The sequence below is a fragment of the Acidovorax sp. genome (genome assembly GCF_021287135.1).
Taxonomy (GTDB): Bacteria; Pseudomonadota; Gammaproteobacteria; order Burkholderiales; family Burkholderiaceae_C; genus Acidovorax.
This window is the reverse complement of the sequence record NZ_JAJTBB010000085.1, coordinates 346,561-371,647: the sequence shown is the minus strand read 5'-3', so window position 1 is coordinate 371,647 and position 25,087 is coordinate 346,561. Positions and strand designations below refer to the sequence as shown.

Annotated in this window: 21 protein-coding genes; 8 read left to right on the top strand and 13 right to left on the bottom strand. The window is 69.4% G+C overall.

Translation table 11 applies throughout. The annotated features are described in order from the left end of the window. Nucleotides 1–262 precede the first annotated feature (262 nt). Nucleotides 263–2,185 (top strand): hypothetical protein, encoded by a 1,923-nt coding sequence (locus LWW96_RS21300; RefSeq protein ID WP_291489861.1) that lies wholly within the window; start codon nucleotides 263–265, stop codon nucleotides 2,183–2,185. Nucleotides 2,186–2,287: 102 nt separating this feature from the next. On the opposite strand, the gene LWW96_RS21295 is transcribed toward LWW96_RS21300, so the two are convergent. Then, on the bottom strand, nucleotides 2,288–3,106 hold the full coding sequence (locus LWW96_RS21295) for an NUDIX domain-containing protein (RefSeq protein ID WP_291489860.1): 819 nt from the start codon (nucleotides 3,104–3,106) through the stop codon (nucleotides 2,288–2,290). Continuing rightward, nucleotides 3,103–4,089 (bottom strand): quinone oxidoreductase, encoded by a 987-nt coding sequence (locus tag LWW96_RS21290; protein WP_291489859.1) that lies wholly within the window; start codon nucleotides 4,087–4,089, stop codon nucleotides 3,103–3,105. Before LWW96_RS21290 ends, LWW96_RS21295 begins: the two co-directional genes overlap by 4 nt. Before the next feature lie 94 nt (nucleotides 4,090–4,183). Between LWW96_RS21290 and LWW96_RS21285 the strand changes: the two genes are divergently transcribed. Beyond that, nucleotides 4,184–5,083, top strand: a complete 900-nt coding sequence (locus LWW96_RS21285; RefSeq protein WP_291489858.1) for a DMT family transporter — start codon at nucleotides 4,184–4,186, stop codon at nucleotides 5,081–5,083. A 27-nt stretch (nucleotides 5,084–5,110) separates the two neighbouring features. On the opposite strand, the gene LWW96_RS21280 is transcribed toward LWW96_RS21285, so the two are convergent. The 3 genes from LWW96_RS21280 to LWW96_RS21270 all read right to left on the bottom strand — a co-directional run bounded on the left by LWW96_RS21280 (nucleotide 5,111) and on the right by LWW96_RS21270 (nucleotide 10,047). After that, the gene (locus LWW96_RS21280; protein WP_291489857.1) at nucleotides 5,111–7,813 is read right to left on the bottom strand and encodes an EAL domain-containing protein; all 2,703 of its coding nucleotides are present in this window, start codon (nucleotides 7,811–7,813) and stop codon (nucleotides 5,111–5,113) included. Continuing rightward, the gene (locus tag LWW96_RS21275; RefSeq protein ID WP_291489856.1) at nucleotides 7,810–8,931 is read right to left on the bottom strand and encodes a TRAP transporter substrate-binding protein; all 1,122 of its coding nucleotides are present in this window, start codon (nucleotides 8,929–8,931) and stop codon (nucleotides 7,810–7,812) included. Before LWW96_RS21275 ends, LWW96_RS21280 begins: the two co-directional genes overlap by 4 nt. Nucleotides 8,932–9,216: 285 nt before the next feature. Continuing rightward, on the bottom strand, nucleotides 9,217–10,047 hold the full coding sequence (locus LWW96_RS21270; RefSeq protein WP_291489855.1) for an SDR family oxidoreductase: 831 nt from the start codon (nucleotides 10,045–10,047) through the stop codon (nucleotides 9,217–9,219). Nucleotides 10,048–10,285: 238 nt separating this feature from the next. Here LWW96_RS21270 and LWW96_RS21265 point away from each other — a divergent pair, with 238 nt between their 5' ends. Both LWW96_RS21265 and LWW96_RS21260 read left to right on the top strand, forming a co-directional pair. Further along, complete coding sequence (locus LWW96_RS21265) at nucleotides 10,286–10,897, top strand: SH3 domain-containing protein (protein ID WP_291489854.1); 612 nt, start codon at nucleotides 10,286–10,288, stop codon at nucleotides 10,895–10,897. A 17-nt stretch (nucleotides 10,898–10,914) separates the two neighbouring features. Then, nucleotides 10,915–11,907 (top strand): M48 family metalloprotease, encoded by a 993-nt coding sequence (locus tag LWW96_RS21260; protein WP_291489853.1) that lies wholly within the window; start codon nucleotides 10,915–10,917, stop codon nucleotides 11,905–11,907. Between the two features lie 49 nt (nucleotides 11,908–11,956). Here LWW96_RS21260 and LWW96_RS21255 read toward each other — a convergent pair whose 3' ends face one another. The 8 genes from LWW96_RS21255 to LWW96_RS21220 form a co-directional block, all read right to left on the bottom strand. Next, on the bottom strand, nucleotides 11,957–12,886 hold the full coding sequence (locus tag LWW96_RS21255; protein ID WP_291489852.1) for a DMT family transporter: 930 nt from the start codon (nucleotides 12,884–12,886) through the stop codon (nucleotides 11,957–11,959). Between the two features lie 267 nt (nucleotides 12,887–13,153). Further along, nucleotides 13,154–14,458 carry a DUF3422 domain-containing protein gene (locus LWW96_RS21250; protein WP_291489851.1) on the bottom strand — a complete coding sequence of 435 codons (1,305 nt, stop codon included), beginning with the start codon at nucleotides 14,456–14,458 and terminating at the stop codon, nucleotides 13,154–13,156. Between the two features lie 125 nt (nucleotides 14,459–14,583). Next, on the bottom strand, nucleotides 14,584–16,095 hold the full coding sequence (locus tag LWW96_RS21245; protein WP_291489850.1) for a tripartite tricarboxylate transporter permease: 1,512 nt from the start codon (nucleotides 16,093–16,095) through the stop codon (nucleotides 14,584–14,586). Nucleotides 16,096–16,113: 18 nt separating this feature from the next. Then, on the bottom strand, nucleotides 16,114–16,602 hold the full coding sequence (locus LWW96_RS21240) for a tripartite tricarboxylate transporter TctB family protein (protein WP_291489849.1): 489 nt from the start codon (nucleotides 16,600–16,602) through the stop codon (nucleotides 16,114–16,116). 193 nt (nucleotides 16,603–16,795) lie between these two features. After that, nucleotides 16,796–18,589 (bottom strand): type II/IV secretion system protein, encoded by a 1,794-nt coding sequence (locus LWW96_RS21235; protein ID WP_291489848.1) that lies wholly within the window; start codon nucleotides 18,587–18,589, stop codon nucleotides 16,796–16,798. Nucleotides 18,590–18,628: 39 nt separating this feature from the next. Continuing rightward, entirely contained in the window at nucleotides 18,629–19,396 is a 768-nt protein-coding gene (locus LWW96_RS21230) for a spermidine synthase (protein WP_291489847.1), read from the bottom strand. Nucleotides 19,397–19,407: 11 nt separating this feature from the next. Next, complete coding sequence (locus tag LWW96_RS21225) at nucleotides 19,408–19,974, bottom strand: DNA-deoxyinosine glycosylase (protein ID WP_291489846.1); 567 nt, start codon at nucleotides 19,972–19,974, stop codon at nucleotides 19,408–19,410. Then, nucleotides 19,971–20,819: a TatD family hydrolase gene (locus LWW96_RS21220; RefSeq protein WP_291489880.1), complete on the bottom strand. Its 849-nt coding sequence runs from the start codon at nucleotides 20,817–20,819 to the stop codon at nucleotides 19,971–19,973. The genes LWW96_RS21225 and LWW96_RS21220 overlap by 4 nt, the downstream gene beginning before the upstream one ends. A gap of 176 nt (nucleotides 20,820–20,995) precedes the next feature. On the opposite strand from LWW96_RS21220, the gene LWW96_RS21215 reads away from it, so the two are divergent. The 4 genes from LWW96_RS21215 (at nucleotide 20,996) to LWW96_RS21200 (ending at nucleotide 25,082) form a co-directional block, all read left to right on the top strand. Continuing rightward, the gene (locus LWW96_RS21215) at nucleotides 20,996–21,928 is read left to right on the top strand and encodes a trypsin-like peptidase domain-containing protein (protein WP_291489845.1); all 933 of its coding nucleotides are present in this window, start codon (nucleotides 20,996–20,998) and stop codon (nucleotides 21,926–21,928) included. Nucleotides 21,929–21,995: 67 nt separating this feature from the next. Continuing rightward, nucleotides 21,996–23,000: an AAA family ATPase gene (locus LWW96_RS21210; protein WP_291489844.1), complete on the top strand. Its 1,005-nt coding sequence runs from the start codon at nucleotides 21,996–21,998 to the stop codon at nucleotides 22,998–23,000. Further along, on the top strand, nucleotides 22,981–24,009 hold the full coding sequence (locus tag LWW96_RS21205; RefSeq protein WP_291489843.1) for a DUF58 domain-containing protein: 1,029 nt from the start codon (nucleotides 22,981–22,983) through the stop codon (nucleotides 24,007–24,009). The genes LWW96_RS21210 and LWW96_RS21205 overlap by 20 nt, the downstream gene beginning before the upstream one ends. 29 nt (nucleotides 24,010–24,038) lie before the next feature. After that, a complete protein-coding gene (locus LWW96_RS21200; protein ID WP_291489842.1) occupies nucleotides 24,039–25,082 on the top strand; it encodes a VWA domain-containing protein in 1,044 nt (347 codons plus the stop codon). The last annotated feature ends 5 nt before the right edge of the window (nucleotides 25,083–25,087 follow it).

Genomic DNA, 25,087 nt, shown 5'->3' with positions numbered 1-25,087 from the left:
GGTACAGTGACCACCATCCTCCCAGATCGTGGTTACTAAAATGTCCTGCCGTAAATATTCCCTCCCGTCGGCGTTATTGACTGGCGCTGCGGCCCTTGTCCAGTTTCTTCCGCTGGATGCCGCAGCCGTTGCCGGGGCGCCGCTGCCCCGCTGCTCTCCCACGTCGCAGTCGTTTTATCTGATGCGGTATATCGAGGCGACCACGGCCAATACCGCGCCCAAAACCATTCTTGAACTCGCCACCGTCCCCCCAAGCGGCGCCGTGGCATTAACCCCCATTTGGGACGGTCAAACCGCGCCCACACCCTCTCCGCGGGATCTTTCCAAAAATGCGGGCGCCACGGTGGCCGCCGGCATGGGCAAGGACGGCTATATCTACGCGATGCGGGCTCTGGGGACCAATGAACCCGGCTGGGATTTGCTGGGCGGTACGTGGACGACCGAATGGCGAACCCACACCCGCTACTACGAAATGCTGCGCTATGGGCGTTCGGGTGTGGACAACCTCGGCATCGTGGACGGCCTGGGCACCTACAGAACCATTGCCAGCGACGCCACCACGCAAGTCAACGGTGCCGTGGACCTGCGGCTGGGGCCCAACTTCAACGCGGCGGATATCGACCCTGTGACCGGCGTCATGTACCTCGCTGACTTCCAGTCCGGCGGCTCACTGACCGCGCTGTACCGCATCGACGTCACCCAGACTCCGCCCAAGTACCTCAGCACCCTGACCCTCAGCACGCCCATTCCTGGCGCCCAATCCGGGGATTTTGCAATCGACGCCACCGGGCAGTTCGCCTACGGCGTTGCCAAGGCTTCGGGCACTTTCGGAAATTCGACCAGCTACCGCATTGATTTGGCGACCGGTGCCGTGACCTCGTTGACGGGCAATCTGGGCATCATTCCCTTTGGGGCGGCCGCAAGGCTCGCCAACGGCCAGATGGCGTTCTACAACACCGTGTCCACGCAGCTGATGACGCTGCCCGGCGGCACGCTGGGCGCAGCGCAGACCACGGCGAACAGCAACAGCAGCGATGGCGCGGCCTGCCTGCCCAAGTTCCAGGCGCAGCTGACCTGCACGCCGACCGCGCTGGTGGATGCCGACAACAACGTGTCCACCTGCTCGGTGACCCTGGACCAACCAGCGCCCGCGGGCGGCGTGGTGGTGGCGCTGACGCCTCCGGCGGGCAGCACCCGCTACACCACGACCTGCGGCTCCTCCATCACGGTGGCGGCCGGCAGCACGACGGCACAGTGCACCATCGTGGCCACGCCCAACCTGGTGCCGGGCGACGGAGACGTCAGCGCAGCCATCGCGTTACCCGTGCCCGACCCGCTGGCCGACTATGAACTGGGGGCGCTCACCAGTGCCAGCGTCCTGGTGCAGAACGACGACCTGCCCACGGTCACCATGGCATGCAGCCCTGGCACCCTGCTGGACTCGGCCAACCAGGTGTCCACCTGCACCATTGCCTCCAACGCACCGGCGCCCGCAGGCGGCTTGAGCGTGGCCCTCACGCCGCCCGCCGGCAGCGGCCGGTACACCAGCACCTGCGGATCCAGCGTCCTGATTGCGGAGGGCGCCAGCAGCGCCACCTGCACCATCACGGCCACGCCGAACACCACCCCGGGCGATGGGGACGTGACGGCGGCCCTGGGGCTGGCCGCCCCCGCCGGCGGATACCAGCTGGGCACACCGAACGCTGCCTCGGTGCTCATCGCCAACGATGACAACGTGGCGGCGCTACCGGTCCTCAGCCTCTCGTGCACGCCCAGCACGCTGGCCGACGCGGAAAACCAGGTGGCGACCTGCCAAGTCACGTTGAGCACCCCTGCGGGCCCGGGGGGCATCAGCGTCGCCTTGGTGCCTCCAGCCGCCAGCGACCGCTACACCACCACCTGCGCCTCTCCGCTGGTGGTGCCCGCTGGGGCCACCACGGCCAGCTGCACCGTGACCGCAGTGCCCAACACCCTGGTGGGCGACGGCAATGTGCAGGCCGTCTTGTCGCTGGTGGCGGGCGGGGGCTATGACCTTGGCACCGCGCAGGCCGTGGTCACCATCACCGACAACGACGGCGCAAAGCCGGTGCCGGCGCTCGGCAGCTTTGGCACCGCCCTGCTGACCGCCGGGCTCGGAGCCTTCGGCGCCTTCAGCCGTCGCCGCCCGAGAAAAAACAGCCGCTGAGCACCCCAGGCCGCCCGGCCTTCCGGGCGGCCAAAGCGCCGGGGTGGCACGGGCGGCGCCGGGACACGACACGGTGCCCGGCCACCACCGACCGGCAGGCGGTTACCGCCCCAGGAACCCGCCGATCACCAGGCTGGCTTCCAGCGTGAACAAGTCCTGGGCCACCTGCTCGCACACGGTGTCCTGGGGCAGCAGGTCAAACCGCTCGACTTCTCCATCCTGGTTCTCTGGCGCCATGCCGTCCGGTACCGTGGCGCGGAACCAGTCGATGCGCTCGATCATGTAGCCGGTGCCACCGCCCTCGCGGCTGGGGCGGCTGAAAAGCACCTGCCCGCCGTGTTCGACCGCGTGCAGGTGGCCCACCCGCAGGCCGGCTTCTTCCCAGGTTTCGCGCGCGAGCGCCTGCGGTAGCGAATCCGCGGCCGACACCATGCCGCCCATCAGCGTGTCCCACAGACCGGGGTTGTTGGGCTTGGTCAGGGAGCGCTTTTGCACCCACATGCGCCCGTCTGGCGCCAGGCCCACCAGGTGCACCGCCCGCGTGGCCACCCCCAGCACGCGCACCGCCCCGCGCTCCACGGTGGCCACCACCTCACCGGCGGCGTTGCACACCGCCAGCTGTTCGTCGCGCCAGGGGCCGCAGCGTCCGGCGTCGCGCAGCGCAGCCGCCAGGGCGTTGAGGGCGTCTGTGGCATCCGCCGGAGGCACGTCCAGGCTCCAGGCGGCAGCGCCAAAATGCTCCTTTTTTGATAGCTTGTAGCGCTTACGCAGAAAGCCCTGGAGGCCAATTTCTTCTAAAAAACCCTGCGCCACTGAGCCCACGGTGTGCCCGGCCACGCGCAGGGGCACGCGCGGCTGGGCGGGTGGCTGCTGCGCCCGCAGGCGCGCCGCTTGCAGCCAGGCTTGCAGCGCCGCGCTCACGACAGCGTCAGGATGGTGGAGCCCGTGGTCTTGCGCGCCTCCAGATCGCGGTGCGCCTGCTGCACCTGGGCCAGCGGGTAGCGCTGGTCGATGTGGATCTTCACCTGGCCGCTGGCCACCACGGCAAACAGGTCGTCGGCCATGGCCTGCGTGGCCTCGCGCGTGGCGATGTGGGTGAACAGGGTCTGGCGCGTGACGTACAGTGAACCCTTGGCCCCCAGGCTGCCCGGCGCAAACGGCGGCACGGGCCCCGAGGCGTTGCCGAAACTGGCCATCAGGCCGAAGGGGCGCAGGCATTCGAGCGACTTGTCCCAGGTGTCCTTGCCCACCGAGTCGTACACCACCTTCACACCCTTGCCCCCGGTGATGGCCTTCACGCGCGCCGCAAAGTCTTCGGTGGTGTAGTTGATCGCGTGCGCCGCGCCGTTGGCCAGGGCCAGCTGGCACTTGGCGTCCGAGCCGGCGGTGGCGATCAGCTGCAGGCCCAGCGCCTTGGCCCACTGGCAGGCGATGAGGCCCACGCCGCCGGCAGCCGCGTGGAAAAGCACATGGTCGCCAGGCTGCAGGCCTTCCACCGGCAGCGTCTTCTTGAGCAGGTACTGCGCCGTCAGGCCCTTGAGCATCATGGCGGCGCCGGTTTCAAAGCTGATGGCGTCGGGCAGCCGGCACACGCACTTGGCGGGCATCACGCGCACCTCGCAGTACGCGCCGGGCGGGTTGCTGGCGTAGGCGGCGCGATCGCCCACCTGGAGGTGCGTGACGCCCTCGCCCACCGCCTCGATCACGCCCGCGCCCTCCATGCCGATGCCGGCGGGCATCTGCAGCGGGTAGAGGCCGGTGCGGTGGTACACGTCGATGAAGTTCAGGCCGATGGCGTGGTGGCGGATGCGCACTTCGCCCGGGCCAGGCTCACCCACGGCAACGTCGGCGAGGTGGAGTTCTTCGGGGCCGCCGTGCTGGCGGATCTGGACGGCGAGGCTCATGGCGGGCATTTCCTGTAACGGGTGGGACACAAGGGCGGCCATCCTGCCATGAATCTGCAAGGCTTGCAGGCGGTGCACCGGTACAGTGCGGGGCATGACGCAACGACTCACGCCCGCCACGGCGGCACTGCTGGTGATACCGCCGCTGCTGTGGGCCGGCAACGCCGTGACCGGACGGCTGGTCCACGACCTCATCCCGCCCATCACGCTGAACTTCATCCGCTGGGCGCTCGCCTTTGCCATCCTGCTGCCGCTGGCGCATGGCGTGCTGCGCCCGGGCAGTCCGCTGTGGCCGCACTGGCGGCGCTACGCGCTGCTGGGGCTGCTGGGCATCGGCCTGTACAACGCGCTGCAATACCTGGCACTGCAAACGTCTACCCCCATCAACGTGACGCTGGTGGGCTCGAGCATGCCCGTGTGGATGCTGGCCGTGGGCGCGCTGTTCTTTGGCGCCCAGGTCACGCGGCGGCAGCTGCTGGGCGCGCTGCTGTCCATGTGCGGCGTGCTGCTGGTGATGAGCCGGGGCGAATGGGCGCAGCTGCTGGCCTTCCGGCTGGTGCCGGGCGATGTATTCATGCTGCTGGCCACCGTGTCGTGGGCTTTCTACAGCTGGCTGCTGTCGCGCACCAGCGAGCCGGCAGCCATTCGCGCGGACTGGGCGGGCTTCCTGATGGCCCAGCTGGTGTTCGGCCTGGCCTGGTCGGGCAGCTTTGCCGGCGCGGAATGGGCCAGCGGGCGCACCCACATCGCCTGGGGCTGGCCGCTGGCGGCAGCGCTGGCCTTCATCGCCGTGGGCCCGGCGGTGCTGGCCTACCGCTGCTGGGGCGTGGGCGTGCAGCGCGCGGGGCCGGCCGTGGCGGGCTTTTTCGTGAACCTGACGCCGCTGTTTGCGGGCATCCTGTCCGCAGCCTTCCTGGGCGAGACGCCGCAGCTGTTCCACGGCCTGGCGTTCGCGCTGATCGTGGGCGGCATCGTTGTGTCCTCGCGGCGGTAAGCGGGCCGCCGGGGCCGCACAGCGTCGTCAGGCGGCTGCGGCGGGCCCGGCCGTGGCGGCCGCGGCCACCGCGGGGGCATGCTCCTGCAGCAGCACCTCCAGCGCCTCCACCGGCCCGGGCATGCCCAGCAGATAGCCCTGGAACAGCTGGCAGCCGTAGTCCGCCAGCACGGCTTTCTGCGCGGCGGTCTCGACCCCCTCGGCAATCACGTCCAGCTCCAGGTTGCGGGCCATGCCGATGATGGTCTGCACGATCACGTCGTCGGTGTGGCGCACGCCCAGGTTGTGCACGAAGGACTGGTCGATCTTGAGCTGGTCTAGCGGCAGCCGCGTGAGATAGGCGAGCGAGGAATACCCGGTGCCGAAATCGTCCACCGAAAAGCGCACGCCCTTGGTCTTGAGCAGGCCCATCTTGGCGATGGTGTCATCCACATCGTCCAGCACCAGCGACTCGGTGAGTTCGAGCTTGAGCAGATGGGGCCGCGCGCCGGTTTCCCGCAGCACCTCGACCACCCGGGCCACGAAGTCCCGCTGGCGGAACTGGCGCGCGCTCACGTTCACCGAGAGCTGCACATGCCGGAAGCGCGCATCGCGCTGCCACACGGCCAGCTGCTCGCAGGCAGTGCGCAGCACCCAGTGCCCCATGGGCACGATGAGTTCGCTCTCCTCGGCCACGGCAATGAAGGCGCCGGGCGCCACCAGGCCCCGCTCGGGGTGGAGCCACCGGATCAGGGCCTCGGCCCCCACGATGCGCCCGTCCAGATGGAACTGGGGCTGGTAGTGCAGCACGAACTGCCGCGACGCCAGGGCGGTCTGCAGGTCCGCCTCCAGCTGGGCCCGCACGCTGATGGCGATCTGCATCTGCGGGTCGAAAAAGCACAGCCCGTTGCGCCCCTGCGACTTGACCTGGTACATGGCGATGTCGGCCTGCTTGAGCGGGTCCACGCCCGGCTGCTGCTGCGCTCCGCCCATCAGGGTGGCGCCGATGCTGGGCGTGCTGTGGTAGCTGATGCCGCCCAGCGAGTACGGCATGTTGAGCGCGCGCAGGATCTTCTCGCCCACCCGCCGCGCAAAGGCCGCGGCCTCCTCGCTGCGCGGGGACAGCTCGTGCAGCATGACCACGAACTCGTCGCCGCCCAGGCGCGCCACCGTGTCCTCGCGGCGCACGCAGGTCTTCAGGCGCTCGGCCACCTGGCACAGCAGCAGGTCCCCCACCTCGTGGCCCCGCGTATCGTTGAGCGTCTTGAAGTGGTCCAGGTCCAGGAACAGCAGCGCGCCGTACTGGCCGTTGCGCACGCTGGCCGCAATCACCTGCTGCATGCGGTCCATGAGCAGGCGGCGGTTGGGCAGGTTGGTCAGCGGGTCGTAAAACGCCAGGTTCTCGATCTCGGCGCTGGCCCGCCGCAGGGCGGTCACGTCGTGGTAGGTAATGACGATGCCGCCCTCAGGCGTGGGCCGCTCGGTCGTCTGGATGGTGATGCCGCCGGGCAGCACCTGCTCGTGGGGTTCCAAGTGTTGGCTTTGCTTGAGCAGGCGCAGGTCCACCCAGCGCGTGCGCTCGTTGTCCGAGGCACGGGGCAGGTAGTGCCGCGCGTTTTCCTCCATGATCTGGCGGAACGGCACCAGCGGCGCGATGGCCCCGCGCAGCCAGGGGAAGATCTCCTCGAACCGCCGGTTCCACTGCACCACGCGGTGCTGGCTGTCCAGCAGGAGAAAGCCGCTGACCATCGACTCCAGCGCCTGGTCCAGCGTGGCCTTGGACTGCGCAATGGCGGCGCGCGCCTGCGACAGACGGTCCAGGTAGCGCAGCGCCAGGTGCCCCGCCACCACGATCATCGCCACAAAGAGCAGCCCGGTGAGCGTGATGGCGTTGCGCTGGTCCCGCCAGCCCGCCAGGGCGTCGCGCAAGGGAATGCTCGCCGAGATGCGCAGGTCCTGGTACAGGACGGGCCGGTACACCACCAGCGCCGGCTCGCTGGTCAGCCGCGCCGGCGCCCGCCAGTCCTCGCCGGCGGAAGCCACCTCGTGCAAGGGCGGGCTGAGCACGGTGGCGGCGGCCTCCTCCCGGTTGGGCACGCTCAGCAGCAGCTGGCCGCCCGCCCGCTCCAGCGTCACCTGCAGGCCGCCGATGTCCACGCCCTGGACCAGCACCGAACTGAGGGCGCCCACCGGCACCTCGGCCACCGCCACCACCCGCGCGCCGTCGGCCAGCCGCAGGTGGCGTGCGAAGTACAGGACGCGCTCGGCGGTGGTGAAGCTGACGACTGGCGGGCTGACCATGAGCGTCGAGACCGGCTGCTCCAGCACGGAAGCCAGGAAGCCGGGCGGCAGCTGCAGCTGCAGTTCGCTGCCTGCGGCGTCCGAGGAAGCCAGCGTGGTGCCCCGCGCATCCAGCAAGGCCACGTAGCGCACCATCAGGTTTTGCCGCGCCGAACTGCGCAGCCGCTCGCTGGCCAGGCCCGGATCAATCCAGTCGTTCACGGCCACCGACAGGCCCAGCAATTCGTCCATGCTGGCCAGCAGAACGTCCACGGCCAGCAGCGACCGGTTGAGCGCGGCCTCCGCCCCGGTCACGAACCGCGTGGCCTGGGCTTGGTAGTCTTCCAGTGCCACCTGCCGGGCGTTCCACACCAGCGCGGCGGCCACGGCCACCACCGCCCCCATGAACACCGTGGCTGCCGCCCACACAAAGGCCCGGATGCGCAGCGGGGTGGCGGAGGGCTCCGTCATTTCGCGCTGCCCACGGGGAGCCCGCGGACCGGACCGATGGTCTGGTTCCAGGCCTGGGCGCAGCGCACGCCGCAGCGCTGCACCCAGCGCGGCAGCACCGTGGACGCCAGGATCTCCTGGCGCCGGCGTTCATCCTCGGCAGAGACCGGCACCGTCACCATCTTGCCCTTGCGTCCGCTGGTGCAGCTGGCATCGCCACGGTTGCAGGCCATGCCTTCGGCCGTTTCGCGTTCGGACTCCTGCCAGATGGCAGCCTCCAGCCGGGGCAGCTCGCGCCGCAGCAGCGTGCGCAGCTCCGGCGGCAGGGAGTCCCAGGCCGCGCGGTTGGCGCCAAAGACCGCCAGCCCCCAGGTCACGGGCAGGGCGTGCACATGCGACGTGAGCGTGGCAAGCCCCAGGGTGTTGCCCGACATGGTGCCGGTGATGGCGCACTCGGTGTTGCCCTCGGTCAGGCTGGGCACGATCTGCGCGAAGCTGGTCAGCACGGGCACGCCGCCCAGCGCCCCCACGAAATCTGCCTGGGTGGACGACGACACCCGCGTGCGGCGCCCCGCCAGGTCGGCCAGCCCCCGCAGCGGCCGCTTGCAGAAGACCACCTGGGCCGGATAGACGTAGATCGCCAGCGCCTCCACGCCGTGCTGGTCGCGCAGGCTTTTTTCCAGATACGGGCGAAACGCCGCCAGCGTGGTCTTGAGCGTGGCGATGTCGGGGTTGAGCCCGGCCAGGTCGGGAGCGGTGTACTCCGGGTACTGGGCGGTGAACGAGCTCATGAGGGTGGTGCCAAAAGGCACGACCCCCAGCTGCAGCAGCCGCAGCATTTCCGATCCGGGCACGCCCGCCCGGTCGAACGGGACGATCTCGGCGTCAAACCGCCCGCCGCTCAGCCGCTTGAGCTCCTTGCTCCAGAACGGTTCTTCCTGGCGGGTGTACTGGTTGATGCCCGCCAGCCCGCCGACCACGCGCAACTTGTAGGGCGCCGCGACCACCGCTGGGGGGGCCGGCGGCAGCGCCGGCGCAGGCGGGGCCGCCCAGGCAGGCAGGCCGCACGCCAGCACCGCCCAGGCCGCGGCCGCGCGTGCGCCCAGCCGCTGCATCACAGAGCGCCTTGACCGCAGCATGGAAGGGTCCGGGGAACGACCAGGGCCGGCAGCGCCGAGAGCGCAGCCCGCCCGCCTGGGCTTGCGGCAAAAGCCTGCGCCGCAGCAGCGGCTGGGGCCGCAAAGGCCTGCGGGGCCGCACGGCGGATGCGACGCGCGGAGTTCATCTTCTGGTCATTCTTGGAGAGGTGCGCGAGACAAGCATTCTTCACAATTTTCGCCCCTGCGGGCGGGCTGTCAGCAAAACACCACGCCCAGAAAGCACCGCCTCCCGCCGCACCATGGTGGGGCAAGACGCCGGGCCGCTCAAAAGGTGCCCGGATACGCCCCGCCGTCCGCCAGCACGTTCTGCCCCGTGATGTAGCCCGCCTGCTGGCTGCACAGGAACGCGCAGATCGCCCCGAACTCCTGCGCCGTGCCATAGCGGCCGGCCGGAATCTGGGCCTGCTGGGCCTGGCGAACCTCCTCCACGCGCTGGCCGGTCTTGCCGGCTGCCGCCGTCACCGTGGCGGCCAGGCGGTCGGTGTCGAACTTGCCGGGCAACAGGTTGTTGATGGTGACGCCGCGCGCCGCAATGCGGCTGCGCGCCACACCGGCCACGAAGCCGGTCAGCCCGCTGCGCGCACCGTTGGAAAGCCCCAGGATGTCGATGGGCGCCTTCACCGCGCTGGACGTGATGTTGACGATGCGGCCGAAGCCCCGCGCGGCCATGCCATCCACCGTGGCCTGGATGAGCGCAATGGGCGTGAGCATGTTCGCGTCCACGGCCCGGATCCAGGCGTCGCGGTCCCAGTCCCGGAAATCCCCGGTGGGAGGGCCGCCCGCGTTGGTGACCACGATGTCGAAGTCGCGGCCCGGCCCGCCTTCCACGGAAAACACGGCGGCACGCCCCTCGGCCGTGGTGATGTCGGCGGCCACGGCCAGCACCTTGGCCTGTGGCTGTTTTTGGCCGCCAGCGCTTGCATCAGCTGCGCTGTCAGCTATCAATTGTGAAGCTGCCGCGTGCAAGGCGTCGGCGTTGCGGGCATTGATGACCACGTTCACGCCTTCGCGCACCAGCGCCTGCGCGCACCCGTAGCCCAACCCTTTGCTGGCACCGCACACCAGCGCCCATTTGCCTGCAATACACAAATCCATAACAATCTCCGTTTTTCTGACGACTGCGCCTGCAGCCCTGTGTTCGAGGGTGCGGACGGCTCTGCAGGGTCTGCAGAAATCCGCTTTCTTCCATCCATTGCGCCCGCCCTGCTCCAGGCGCCGCACGCCGCCGCTGGCGTGCGCAGCGCCAGGGGTTGGCGCGGGCGGATGATGCCAGCGAAGTGGCGTCCAGGCGTCAACACGTTCTCACAAATCATCATACGTTGGGAGTTGCATCATGAACTGGCTGCACCGTGGAGCCTGGGCCGCTGGGCTGGCCTGGGCCGTACTGGCTTCCGTGAGTGGCGGCGCGCAGGCGCAGGAAGCCGCCGTCGTCAAGCGCGCAACCCAGCTGCGGGATGCCCCGGCTGAAACGGGCGCCAGCGTGGCGCCGCTGGAAGCCAACACCGTGGTGACGCGCAGCAGCGAGCGCAAGGGAGCCTGGACCCGCGTGAGCACGGCGCAGGGCGCCACGGGCTGGGTGCACATGTTCGACCTGGGCCCGCAGTCGGGCGCGGCCGCCCCCGGCAACAACGCCGCCACCAGCGGCCTGCGCAGCCTGGGCGGCTTGTTTGGCGGCAGCGGCGGCAGCACCACGACCGCCACCTCCACCGTGGGCATCCGCGGCCTGGGTGCTGAGGACATTGCCAACGCGCAGCCCAACCCGGCTGCGGTCGGCCAGGCGGAAGGCCTGCGGGTGAATGCGGACCAGGCCCGGCAGTTCGCCAGCGCTGCCGCGTTGCAGCCCCGCGAGGTGCCCGCCCTGGCACAGCCGGCATTGCCCACCTCCAGCCGCGGGGGCGGCAGCGGGTCCGGCAACCCGTCGGATCCCAACTACAGCGCCAACTGAACGACGAGGACACGCCCATGAACCGCAATTCCCCCTGGAAGCGCCCTGCCCGCGTGGCCGCCCTGTGTGCTGCCCTGGCAGCCGCCCCCCTGGCGGCGCACAGCCAGAACGTGATGAACCTGCTGAACTCCCTGGGCGGCGGCCTGGGGTCGGCCATCACCGGCAACAAGCCCGCCGCAGCCCCAGCGCAGGGCGACGACCTGATCAGCCTGCTGACCCAGTCGATGGAGAACATCGATGAGGCCAAGGAAATCGAGATCGGCCGCCAGCTGGCCGCCCTGCTGCTGGGCGCCAAGCCCGCGCACCCGGACGCGGCGCTGCAGCGCTACGTGAACCGCCTGGGCCGCTGGATCAGCCTGCAGTCGCCACGGCCCGGCCTGCCCTGGACCTTTGTGGTGCTGGACGACGCGGGCTACAACGCCTTCGCCGCGCCGGGCGGCTATGTGTTCGTGACCAAGGGGCTCATCGACCGCTGCGCGGACGAGTCCGAGCTGGCGGGCATCCTGGCGCACGAGGTGACGCACGTCACCGCCAAGCACCACCTGCAGGCCATCCGCCAAAGCGCCATGGCCGGGGTGGGCACGCAGTTGCTGGCCTCGCAGCTGCGCACCAACAATGTGGCGGGACAGCTGGTGAAAGACCAGCTGCTGTCGCTGTTCCGCACCGTGTACACCAAGGGGCTGAGCCAGACCGACGAGTTCGAGGCCGACCGCACGGGGGTGTCGCTGGCCGCCCGGTCGGGCTTCGACCCCTACGGGCTGGTGTCGGTGCTGCAGCAGCTGCGCACCGTGGCGCCGGACAACCCGATGTTCACCTTCACCCTGTCCACCCACCCCGCGGCGCAGGCCCGCCTGGACTACCTGGAGCAGTCCATGGGACGCCAGTTTGACGGGCTGGGCGGTTCCCGGATCACCATCGCGCAGCGCCTGGGCAACGGCACTGCGGCACCCGTCAACGCCCCCGCAGCGGCGCCCGCGGGCCGCCCCGGCTCCGCCAAAAAGGCGGGCTAAAAAAGCGCCGCCGCCGGTCTGCGGGGCGGGACTCCGCGGGCCCCAAGGTTCACGGCGCCTGGCGCCGCGCCATACGGGTGAACACAAAAATCCCCGCGATGACCAGCGCCGTGCCGGCCGCCACCCACACGGTGAAGGGCTCGCCCAGGATCCAGATGCCCATGAGGATGGTGGACAGCGGGCCGACCATGCCGGTCTGGGCCGTCATGCCGGCGCCCACCCGCTCGATGGCCATCATGACCATCAGCACCGGCGCTGCGGTGCACAGCGTGGCGTTGAGCACCGACAGCCAGATCACTTGCGGCGCCACCACCGCCGCGCTGAGCGGCCGCAGCACCACGAACTGCAGCAGGCAGCACAGGCAGGCCACCGTGGTGGCCAGCCCCACCAGCCGCAGCGAGCCCAGGCGCCGCACCATCTCGCCGCTGTAGACGAGGTAGATGGCGTAGCTGATCGCGCTCAGGAAGACCAGCAGCGCCCCCCAGGCCGCGTGGGAGCCTTGCAGATTGGCCTCGTGGCCAAACACCAGCACCACGCCGCCGTAGCTGATCAACATGCCCAGGGCCTGGCCCCACCCGATGCCGCGCCGGTACAGCACCCAGCCGAGCATCACCACCAGCGTGGGGTTGAGGTACAGGATGAGCCGCTCCAGGCTGGCGCTGATGTAGGCCAGGCCCGCGAAGTCCAGAAAGCTGGCCAGGTAGTACCCCGTCACCCCGAGCCCGAGCACGCCCAGCCAGTCCCGCCGGGACAGTGGCGGCTGGCCCCGGCTGGCCCACCAGGCCATCACGGCAAAGATGGGCAGCGCGAACAGCATGCGGTACATGATCAGCGTCACCGCATCCACGCCGTAGCGGTAGGCCAGCTTGACGATGATGGCCTTGCCGCTGAAAGCGATCGACCCCAGCAGCGCGAGCGTCAATCCTGTTGCTATGTTTTTGCTAGCTGCTTGCGCTTGCCCAGATTGCGTTACAGACACTTTTTATCCAAATCCTTGTGCATCAATGGCTTGCCGCCTGGCCGTCGCGGCGCGGGCCGCCCGGCGGCCTTGTCGGCAGCTGCGGTGGACGGTGCCGCCTTTGGACGGACTGCGTGCCCCGAAATCCTGCGGCGGGTGCGTGGTCGATGAGTTTGGCACGGGCGCCGGGTCGGCGTCATCGAGCATTTGCGCGGGCGCCACCTCCAGGGACGATGGCTCGGCCGCCCCCGCGGACAGGCCGGGCCGCCGCACCGTGCCGCGCCGGGGTCAGCGCTGCGCGGCCCGGTGGAACATGCGGTGGTGCAGCCGCCGCAGCGACCACCACACCCCGGCCGCCACCACCGGGATCGCCACGGCCGCCGTCGTTTCGGCGGACCACGGCCAGCCCAGCTTCTGCGCCCCCTTGGCAAGGTAGCTCACCAGCCCCACGATGTAGTAGGTGATGGCCGCGACTGACAGCCCCTCCACGGTGGACTGCAGCTTGAGCTGCAGATCCTGGCGGTGGTTCATGGTGGCCAGCAGGGCCTGGCTGCTTTGCTGCTGCTCGATCTCCACCCGCGTGCGCAGCAGGTTGCTCATGCGCGAAACCCGCTGCGACAAGGCGTCCTGCCGGCGCGTGGCCCATTCACAGGTGCTGCGCGCGGGGGTGAGCCGCCGGTCCATGAACTCGCGGATGGTCTGCAGCCCCGCCAGGCGCGACTCGGCGATGTCTTCGATGCGCCGGTCCAGCAATTCGAAATAGGCACTGCTGGCCGAGAAGCGCGAGTGCGTGGCGGCGTACTGGCTCTCCACCTGCCCGGCCAGCCGCGTCAGCCGGTCCAGCAGCGCGGGCTCGTCATCGCGGTTGGCTGTACGGATGGCGTCGGCCAGCGCGGCCAGTTCCCGCTCGGCAAAGGCCAGCACACTCGCGGCCTCGCGTGCCGCCGGCAGCCCCAGCAGGGCGGCCATGCGGTAGGTCTCGATCTCCAGCAGGCGCTGCACCAGGCGACCCAGGCGGCGCGGCGCCATGCCGCCGGCCAGCAGCACCATGCGCGAGAAGCCGTCGGCATGGATGGCAAAGTCCGTGTAGACCTCGCCATACCCGTCGGCCACGGTGGACGCGACCAGCGTGTCTTCGTGCAGCACGTGCTTGACCAGCGAGCCCGAGCCGAAGGTCTGCGTGGGCAGCACCCACAGGTTCAGGCTGCACAGGCATTGGCCCGGCAAGGCCGCCAGCCAGTCGCGCGGCACGGCGTCCACGGCACTGGCGGGCTCACGCTCCCCGAACGCCTCGGCCGCCAGCGGCACCATGAAGGTCCAGGACACAAACTCGGTGTGCAGTTCCCACCGGATGCGGTAGGCGCCCAGGTCCATGCGCAGGTGGGTGGTGTGCGCGTCCGGCAAGGCCAGGTGGTGGTCGCGCAGCAGCGCCGCAACGTGCGCGCGGCTGGCATCGCGCTGCGCCGCGTCGGCCAGCATCACCACGTGGGCAATGGTCAGCGGTGCCGCCATGGCCTCGGGCGGGCGGGCGTGGATTTCGTTGTGCAGCACCACCCGGTGGGGGTGCTGGGACAGATGCAGTGGCGTGGACATGCGGACCTCTGCCTGCCATTGTGTACCGCCGCGCAGCGCGCGCCGCCGGCCGGGATCGCCAAAAAACAACGGCGCCCGAAGGCGCCGTGGGTTCCCAACGGGCGGCAAGCCGCCCTGCGCGCGGATCAGTCCTCGACGAAGGCCTCTTCCCGCTTGTTCTTCACGGCCGGCAGCAGCACGATGATGAGCAGCAGGGCCGCAGCGGCCAGCAGGCCCGCGGACAGGGGGCGCGTGACAAACACGCTCCAGTCGCCACGCGACAGCAGCAGCGCGCGGCGCAGGTTTTCTTCCATCATGGGGCCCAGGATGAAGCCCAGCAGCAGGGGCGCGGGTTCCGTGCCCAGCTTGTGGAAGATGTAGCCCACCAGGCCGAACGCCCCCACCATCCAGATGTCGAAGGTGTTGTTGTTGGTGGAATACACACCCACCGCGCAGAACAGCACGATGGACGGGAACAGCCAGCGGTACGGCACCGTCAGCAGCTTGATCCAGATGCCGATCAGCGGCAGGTTCAGAATCACCAGCATGGCGTTGCCGATCCACATCGAGGCGATCAGGCCCCAGAACAGCTCGGGGTTGCTGGTCATCACCTGCGGGCCGGGCTGGATGTTGTGGATGGTCATGGCACCCACCATCAGCGCCATCACGGCATTGGGCGGAATGCCCAGCGTCAGCAGCGGAATGAAGGAGGTCTGCGAGCCCGCGTTGTTGGCCGACTCGGGCGATGCCACGCCACGGATGTTGCCCTGGCCGAACGGCACTTCACCGGGGTGCAGCTTGGTCTTTTTCTCGACCGTGTAGGCCGCGAAGGCCGCCAGCAGCGCGCCGCCGCCAGGCAGAATGCCCAGGGCCGAGCCCAGGGCCGTGCCCCGCAGCACGGCGGGGAACATGCGCTTGAAGTCCTGCGCGGTGGGGAACAGGCCCTGCACCTTGGCGGTGAACACTTCGCGGTCGTCGTCGGGACGGGCCAGGTTGGCAATGATTTCGCCGTAGCCGAACACGCCCATGGCGATGGTCACGAAGCCGATACCGTCGGTCAGCTCGGGGATGTCAAAGCTGAAGCGGGCCACGCCCGAGTTCACGTCGGTACCCACCAGGCCCATGAGCAGGCCCAGCACGATCATGGCCACGGCCTTGAGCAGCGAGCCCGAGGCCAGCACCACGGCGCCGATCAGGCCCAGGACCATCAGCGAGAAGTACTCGGCCGGGCCGAACTTGAAGGCCACTTCGGTCAGCGGGGGTGCAAAGGCCGCCAGGATCAGCGTGCCCACGCACCCTGCGAAGAACGAGCCCAGGCCGGCCGCCGCCAGCGCAGGTCCCGCACGGCCTTTGCGGGCCATCTGGTAGCCGTCGATCACGGTCACCACCGACGACGATTCACCGGGCAGGTTCACCAGAATGGCGGTGGTGGAGCCACCGTATTGCGCGCCATAGTAAATGCCGGCCAGCATGATCAGCGCAGCCACGGGAGGCAGCGCGTAGGTGGCCGGCAGCAGCATGGCGATGGTGGCCACGGGGCCGATGCCCGGCAGCACGCCGATCAGCGTACCCAGCAGGCAGCCAACGAAACAGTAGATGAGGTTCTGGAACGTGAACGCGACGCCAAAACCCAGAGAGAGGTTGTTAATCAGATCCATGGTGGGTGCTCCTGGTGCTCAACCCGTAATGAAACTCGGCCACACAGGGAACTGCAGCTTGAGCGCCCAGACGAATGCCACGTAGCTGCCCACGGCAAGCACCGTGGCCAGAATGAACACGGCCTTGGCATTGAACTCATTGCCCGCCAGGCTGGCGATAAACGTCAATGCGTAGATTCCCACGATGAGCCCCATGGCGGGAATGCCCACGCTGGGCAGTCCGCCCAGCAAGATGCCGAAGGCGAAATTGGCGGCCAGGATGAAGAACAGCGGCTTCCAGGCCCACTTGCCGATCTTGTCCCCATCCTGGGTCTCGACGGTCAATGCCTTGAAGGTGATCACGCTGCCAATCAGTGCCAGCAAGATCCCCAGCAACAGGGGAAAGTAGCCGGGGCCCATGCGCGCGCCGTTGCCGACGTTGTACGTGGTGGCTCCCCACGCAAACGCCACTCCGATCCCCATGAACATGAGGCCGGAAAAAAAGTCTCTCTGACTCTTGATTTTCACGAATGTCTCCTTGACGGAATTCTCGACTGCGCGATTGTGAGGTCAACCGGCGGGCGTACGGATGTGGATTCCACCTACATCCCGTAACGTCCCGTCGCCGTCGCCCGCAGCGCCATCGGCCCCGCCCGAGGCATCCGCAACCCCCCGCGTGACGGGGCTTGCCAGTGCGTTCCCGGCCGTCTGTCTCAGCCCGTCATTCCAGCGGCGGCGTGGCGGTGATCACTTCGTCCAGCGTGGTCACGCCCTCGGCTACCCGCAGCGCACCCGCCAGGCGCAGCGGCCGCATGCCATCGTGCACGGCCTGGCGGCGCAGCATGTCGATGGAGGGGGCCTGGTTGATCTTTTCCTTGAGCGCCTCGGTGACGGTAAGCAATTCGTACAAGCCCATGCGGCCACGGAAGCCGCTCATGCGGCAGTCCACACACCCCACCGGCTTGTAGGGGTGGTAGCCGCCGCCGAGCTTCCAGGGCTTGACGGCGGCCAGCAGCATCTCGCGCTGCGCGGTGTCGTCCTTTTGCTTGCATTGCTTGCACAGCGTGCGCACCAGCCGCTGGGCCAGCACGCCCAGCAGCGTGGCATTGATCAGGTACGGCGGCACGCCCAGCTCCATCATGCGGGTGATGGCCGAAGGCGCGTCGTTGGTGTGGAGCGTGGAGAAAACCAGGTGCCCGGTCAGCGCCGCCTGGATGGCCATCTCGGCCGTCTCCAGGTCGCGGATTTCGCCCACCATGATGATGTCCGGGTCCTGGCGCATGAGGGCGCGCAGCCCTTCGGCGAAGTTGAAGTCGAGCTGCGGCTGCACCTGCGTCTGGTTGAAGCTGGGCTCGATCATTTCAATCGGGTCTTCCACCGTGCTGACGTTCACCTCTTCGGTGGCGACGCGCTTCAAGGTGGAGTAGAGCGTGGTGGTCTTGCCCGAGCCGGTGGGCCCGGTCACCAGCACGATGCCGTGGGGCCGCTTGACCAGCGCTTCCCAGCGCTCGGCATCGTGCTGCGAAAAGCCCAGCGCATCCAGGTCCTTCACCGCGTTGTCGGGGTCGAAGATCCGCATCACCATCTTCTCGCCAAAGGCGGTGGGCAGCGTGGACAGGCGCATTTCCACCTCGTCGCCGCGCTGGTTGCGGGTCTTGATGCGGCCGTCCTGCGGGCGGCGCTTTTCCACCACGTCGATGCGGCCCAGCAGCTTGATGCGCGAGACCATGGCGTTGTGCACGCCCATGGGCATTTGGTAGACCGGGTGCAGCACGCCGTCGATGCGAAAGCGGATCACGCCCTGGTCGCGCCGGGGCTCCAGATGGATGTCGCTCGCACGCTGGTCGAAGGCGTACTGCCACAACCAGTCCACCACCTTGACCACGCCCTGGTCGTTGGCGTCGAGCTGCTTGTTGCTCTTGCCCAGTTCCACCAGCTGCTCGAAGCTGCTGCCGCCCGCGTTGCCGCCCGCCTTCTGCGCGGCGCGCACCGACTTGGCCAGGGCGAAGAATTCCGCGGTGAAGCGGTGGATGTCCAGCGGGTTGGCCACCACCCGGCGCACCGTGCGGCGCGACTGGCGCTCCACTTCGGCCACCCAGTCGTCGATGAACGGCTCGGCCGTCGCCACCACCACCTCCTTGGTGGTCACCTGCACGGGCAGCACCTTGTGCCGCTCCGCATAGGTGGCGCTCATGGTGTCGGACACGCGGCCCACGTCCACCTTAAGCGGGTCGATGCGCAAATATGGCAGGCCCGAGCGCTTGGCCAGGTATTCCGTGAGGGATTCGATGTCCAGCGGCTTGCCGTCGCTGACGCGTTCCATCGCCACGTTGGCCAGGCGCACCAGCGCGTGCTGCGAGCTTTCGGCCTGCGAACAGCGCGCGATGGTGCGCTGCGCCTCCCCGTGCGAGATGACGCCGTCGTCGCTGAGCCACTGCACCACATGCCGCCAGTCCAGCGGCCCCATGAAGGGCCGCGCGGCGCTGCCGTCCGAAGAAACGGGGGTTGCTTTCATCGAAAACCTTTTCAGAACAGGGTCACAGGCCCGCAGCGTTCACGCGGCCACCACGGGCTTGAACACCCGCAGCCACTTGGTGGCGGGGAGCTCCCAGCGCGCCTGGATGGCTTCGGCCTGCTCGGCCAGCAGCGCGCGCTTGGGGCGCGAAGGCGTCTTCTGGGCCAGCACCACGGTGTTGCCCTCCCGGGTGGGCTTGAAGGCCCACAGGGCCTGCTCGCCGAACGCGGCTGCCATGCTCTGCAGGCTGCGGTCAAAGCTGGACGACCGGCCGAACAGATTCACGGTCATGCACCCCGTCTCGGTCAGCAGTGCGCGGCAGTCGGCATAGAAATCCGGGCTGTCCAGCACGGGCGCGGCGGCCTCGTGGTCGTAGAGGTCCACCGCCAGGGCATCGACCGTGCCCTGCCACATGGGGTTCCGGATCTCCTGCGCGGCGTTGGCCAGCACCACGCGCAGCTTGGGACCGTCGGGCGGCAGCTTGAACCAGTGGCGGCAGACGGCCAGCACCTGCGGGTTGAGCTCGATCGCGGTGGTGCAGATGCGCAGCTTCTTGTAGCAGAACTTGGTCAGAGCACCCGCCCCCAGGCCCAGCTGCATGGCGTGCCCCTTGCTCACCTGCGAGAGGTCGGCGAACAGCAGCCAGGCCATCATGCGCTGCACGTATTCCAGCTCCAGCGCGAACGGCTCGGCAATGCGCATGGAGCCCTGGATCCAGGGCGTTCCCAGGTGCAGGTGGCGAACCTCGCCATCGTCGGAAACGCTGACTTCAGGCAGTTCTTGGGTTTTTTCTTTTTTTCGGGTCATTCATCGACAGGTCAGAGCAGGCCGTGGGCCGCCATCAACGCTCCCCAGGCGGCCCATTTGCGTTCAAAGCTCCAGGCGGCGTTGGCGGGGCTGGTGGAAGGCAGCTTAACGGATTCAAGCCGCCGCACCGGGGCGGTCCCATCGGCCTCCTGCAGGCTGCGCAGCACCGCCGGCGCGTGCTTGTAACTTTCCGCACCATTGTGCGCGATGGCCGCCAGGGACGGGCAGGCCTGCAGCAAATGGTAGAAGTCGTTGACCTGGGCCTGGCGTATCGCGCTGTCCAGGCTGCCCTGGCGCTCGCAGTTGGCATACACGTCCCACACGCCCAGGCGGCGCTCCAGCAGCCAGGCGCACCGCAGGGCGTACTGGTCCGGGGGCGGCAATGGATGCTGGGGCCACAGCGCCTGCAGGATGCGCCAGAACTGGTTCTGCGGGTGGCCGTAGTACTGCTGGGCGCGCAGCGAGGCCACGCCGGGAAAGCTGCCCAGCACGAGCACCACGGTGCGGGGCGACACCACGGGAGCCAGGCCCTGCAGCCGCGCGGACGCCGGCACCAAGCGGGACGGCTCGCCGGTCACGAAGCCGGTCCTTCCGCCGCCGCGGTCACCAGGGGCTTCAGGCGCGGCAGCGCCTGCAGGGTGTTGTCACGCACCTGCTGCGCCCACTGCGCAAGGGGCACGCCGCGCAGCCCGGCCAGCACCGCCGCAATGCGCGGCAATTCGCCGGGCGCATTGCGGCCCTGGGGAGCGCCGGCCTCGCGTTCCGCCGCCGTGGCGTACAGCCAGTGCGGCGGTATGTCAGGGGCGTCGGTTTCCAGCACCAAGGCGTCTTCGGGCAGCTCGGCGGCCAAGCGGCGCAACTGCAGTGCGCGGTCGTACGTCATGGCCCCGCCAAATCCCAGCTTGAAGCCCAGGCCGATGAAAGCCTGCGCCTGCTGAAGGCTGCCATTGAAGGCGTGCGCGATGCCGCCCGGCACCGGCAGCTCCCGCAGCCCCTTGAGCAGCTTGTCGGCCGAGCGGCGCACGTGCAGGATCACCGGCAGGTCAAACCGCCGCGCCAGCTGGAGCTGCCCCCGGTAGAACCGCTCCTGCCGCGCGGGGTCCAGGCCCGGCACGAAGAAATCCAGGCCCATCTCGCCGATGGCCGCCAGACGGGGGTCGTCGCGGTGCTGCTGCAGGGCCTGCGCCAGGGCGTCCAGGTCGTCGTCCCCGGCCGTGGGGGTGCACAGCGGATGGATTCCCAGCGCATAGCTGTCCCCGTGGCGGTGCGCCAGGGCGCGCACGGCATCCCAGTTGCCGCGCTCGACCGCCGGCAGAACGCAGTGCACCACGCCCAGCGCCCGCGCCTGCTGGCGGACCGCGTCGCGGTCGGGGTCGAACTCGGGGGCGTCGAGATGGCAGTGGGTGTCGATCCAGGCATGCATGCGGGGATGATGCCCCATGGGGGCCTGTTACGTTCTGAAAGCAGGTTCTTCCCCTGCCAAGTGCAGGCGCCGCCGATCCGTGCTAACGTGAAATCTTCCCACCCCGCCCCTCGCGCGCCGGCCCCGGGTCGCAACGACCCGCCATGCCGCAGCGCGCTCCGCAGAAAGGTGACAGGATGCCCCGGCCCGCCGTCTACAGCAGTTCTGCCTCCCGCCGCCCGGGGCGGGCGGGCGCGCCAGCGCAACAATCCTCGCAGCCCATCGGCGGGGAGGCCCCGGCCGCCGCACCGCCCCCACCAGCCGTACCGGCCGCGCCTGCGCAGCGCTGGCAAGCGCATCCGCGCGCCGCGTGGGCGCTGGTTCTGCTGCTGGCGGCCCTGCTGGTGGCCAGCCTGCTGCACCAAGGCCCGCCAGTGCCCCGGCTGAGCCAAAAGGACATCGACGACGCCGTGCTGCGCACGCTGGAGACCACCACCCTGCCGTCCGCCGTGACCCGTGCCGTCGAGGCCGTGGCGCCTTCGGTGGTGCGCGTGGCCGGATACGGCCGCGCCAAGAAGGGCAAGGAGGAGGTGGAGCGCGGCATCGGCACTGGGGTGGTCATCGTGAACACGGGCATCATCCTCACCAACCTGCATGTGGTGGCCGGGTCGGACCGCATCACGGTCACCTTCCACGACGGCACGGAGACCACGGCCAGCATCACGGGCGTGCAGGCCGAGAACGACCTGGCCGTGCTGCAGGCGCACAAGATTCCCGACGACCTGGAAGCGGCACCGCTGCGCTCCACGCAGGACCTGCGTCCGGGCGACCAGGTGGCCGCCGTGGGCTTTCCGTTTGGCATCGGGCCCTCTGCATCCGCGGGCGTGGTGTCGGGCCTGGAGCGCGAGTTCACCTCCCCCGAGGGCAAGCGGCAGCTGAGCAACCTGATCCAGTTCGACGCGGCGGCCAATCCCGGCAACTCGGGAGGTCCGCTGATCACCATGGACGGCGAGGTGGTGGGCATCGTCACGGCCATCCTCAACCCCACGTCGGCGCGCACGTTCATCGGCATCGGTTTCGCGGTGCCGATCGAGAATGCCGCTGCCGCCGTGGGCATGCCGCCGTTCTAGCGTGCAAAACACCTGCAGCACGCAGCAGCCCCCAGTTCCGCAGCCCCCTGACACAGGAAGAAAACCCATGGAAGCCGCAACCCGCCCTGCCTCGACCGCCACGCTGATGGAGCAGGTGCTCTACGAAGTCAAGCGCGTGGTGGTCGGGCAGGACCGCTTTCTGGAGCGGGTGATGGTGGCCATGCTGGCCCAAGGCCATCTGCTGGTGGAGGGCGTGCCCGGCCTGGCCAAGACGCTCACCGTGAAAACGCTGGCCAGCACCCTCCAGGGCAGCTTCAAGCGCATCCAGTTCACCCCCGACCTGGTGCCCGCCGACCTGGTGGGCACGCGCCTGTTCAACCAGAAGACCGGCGAGTTCAGCACCGCGCTGGGCCCCGTCTTCACGAACCTGCTGCTGGCCGACGAGATCAACCGCGCCCCCGCCAAGGTGCAAAGCGCGCTGCTGGAGGTGATGCAGGAGCGCCAGGTCACCCTTGCCGGCGAGACGCACAAGGTGCCCGAGCCCTTCCTGGTGATGGCCACGCAAAACCCCATCGAAACCGAGGGCACCTATGCCCTGCCCGAGGCGCAGGTGGACCGCTTCATGATGAAGGTGCTGCTCTCCTACCCCACCGAGGAGGAGGAATTCGTCATCGCCCAGCGCGCGCTGGACGTGCCCGTGCAGGTACTGCCCGTGGCCACCACGGCCCAGCTGGCGGCGCTGCAGTCGGAGTGCCGCGCGGTGTATGTGGACCCGTCGCTGCTGCAGTATGCGGTGAAGCTGGTGGCCGCCACCCGCGCCCCGGCGCAATACGGCCTGAAGGACCTGGCCGGATTCATCGGCTGCGGCGCCAGCCCGCGCGCCACCATCGCCCTGGCCGAGGGCGCACAGGCGCTGGCCATGCTGCGCGGGCGCAACTACGTGCTGCCCGAGGACATGGCCGACCTGGCGGCCGACGTGCTGCGCCACCGGATCACGCTGTCCTATGAGGCGCTGGCCGACGGGCTGGACGCCGATGCGCTCATCACCCGCATCCTGGCCAGGATGCCTGCGCCTGCAAGGCCGCTGCACCATGCGCAACAGGCCGCCTGAAGCCGCCGCCGCGCCCGCGCCGGCCACCGTCCACGCGCTGCCCGGCGTGCCCGGCCAGGCCGAGCGGCTGCTGCGCGCGCTGGAGTGGAAGGTGATTCGCCGGCTGGACGGGCTGCTGCAGGGCGACTACCGCACGCTGGTGCGCGGCAGCGGGCTGGACCTGGCCGACCTGCGCGAATACCAGCCCCACGACGACGTGCGCCACATCGACTGGAACGTGACGGCGCGTCTGGCCGCGCCCCATGTGCGCGTGTTCACCGAAGACCGCGAGATGGCCGCCTGGTTCCTGCTGGACCTGAGCCCCTCGGTCGGCTTTGGCCCCGAGGGGCACGCCAAGCGCGACCTCCTCACCGGCTTCGTGGCCGTGCTGGCGCGGCTGCTGACCCGCCACGGCAACCGCGTGGGCGCCGTGCTGTATGGCGCCGGCACGCGGGCTGCGCCAGGGGCCGTGCGCGGCGCGCGCGCGGTGGACGCCGTGCTGCCTGCCCGCTGCAGCCGTGCCCACGTGCTGCATCTGGTGCACCGGCTGATCGCGCCGGCCGCGCCGCCGGGCACGGCCGGCGCGCCCAGCGGGGGCACGGAACTGCGCCTGCTGCTGCAGGCCGGGCTGTCGCACCTGCGGCGCCGCTCCACCGTGTTCGTGGTGTCGGACTTCATCAGCGCGCCAGGCTGGGACAAGCCGCTGGCCCAGCTCGCGCAGCGGCACGACGTGGTGGCCGTGCGCCTGCTGGACCCGCTGGAGCTGGAACTGCCCGACGTGGGCATGGTCACGCTGCGCGACGCCGAGACCGGCGAGCAACTGCCGGTGGACACGCACGACGCGGCCTTCCGCCACCGCTTTGCGCGCCTGGCCGCCGAGCGCGAAGCCGCTCTGCGCGAAAGCCTGGCCCGCGCCGGCGCCGACACGCTGGAGCTGCGCACCGACGACGACCTGCTGGACGCACTGCTGCGCTTCATGGACCTGCGCCAGCGCCGGGTGCGCACCGCCCGTGCGGCACAGGCGGCCTAGCCCCATCCGCCACCAAGGACCGCCCCACCATGGTTTTTCTCTGGCCCTCGCTGCTCTGGCTCCTGTTGCTGGTGCCCCTGCTGGTGCTGCTGTACTGGTGGCTGCAGCACCGCCGCAAGAAGCTGGCGCTGAGCTACCCCAGCCTGTCGCTGGTGCGCGAGGCGCTGGGCCCGCGCCGGCAACTGCGCCGCCATATCCCGCCCGTGCTGTTCCTGCTGGCCCTGACCGCGCTGCTCCTGGCTGCGGCGCGGCCGCTGGCCGTCATCTCCCTGCCCGCGCAGAACCAGACCATCATGCTGGCCATGGACGTGTCGGGCAGCATGCGCGCGGCCGACGTGGAGCCCGACCGCATCACTGCCGCGCAGAACGCCGCCAAGGCCTTCATCGCTGAACTGCCACGCCACGTGCGCGTGGGCATCGTGGCGTTTGCGGGCAGCGCGCAGCTGGCGCAGCTGCCCACCCAGAACCGGGAAGACCTGGTCAAGGCCATCGACAGTTTCCAGCTGCAGCGCGGCACGGCCACGGGCAACGGCATCATGCTGTCGCTGGCCACGATCTTTCCCGACGCGGGCATCGACATCGCGGCCCTGGGCGGGCGCCAGGCCATGCGCCCGCGGTCGCTGGACGAGATCAGCCGGCAGGACCCCGCCAAGCCCTTCACCCCGGTGGCGCCGGGCTCGTACACCTCGGCCGCCATCATCATGCTGACGGACGGCCAGCGCACCACCGGCGTGGACCCGCTGGAAGCCGCCAAGTGGGCCGCCGACCGCGGCGTGCGCGTGTACACCGTGGGCGTGGGCACGGTGCAGGGCGAGACCATTGGCTTTGAAGGCTGGTCCATGCGCGTGCGGCTGGACGAGGAAACCCTCAAGGAAGTGGCGGCCCGCACCCAGGCCGAATACTTTCACGCCGCCACCGCGGCCGATCTGAAGACGGTGTATGAAACCCTCAGCTCACGGCTGACGGTGGAGAAAAAGGAAACCGAAATTTCCGCGCTGCTGGCCCTGGCCGGGGCGCTGCTGGCCGTGCTGGCGGCCGGGCTGTCGGTGTGGTGGCACGGGCGGATCTTGTGATCTTT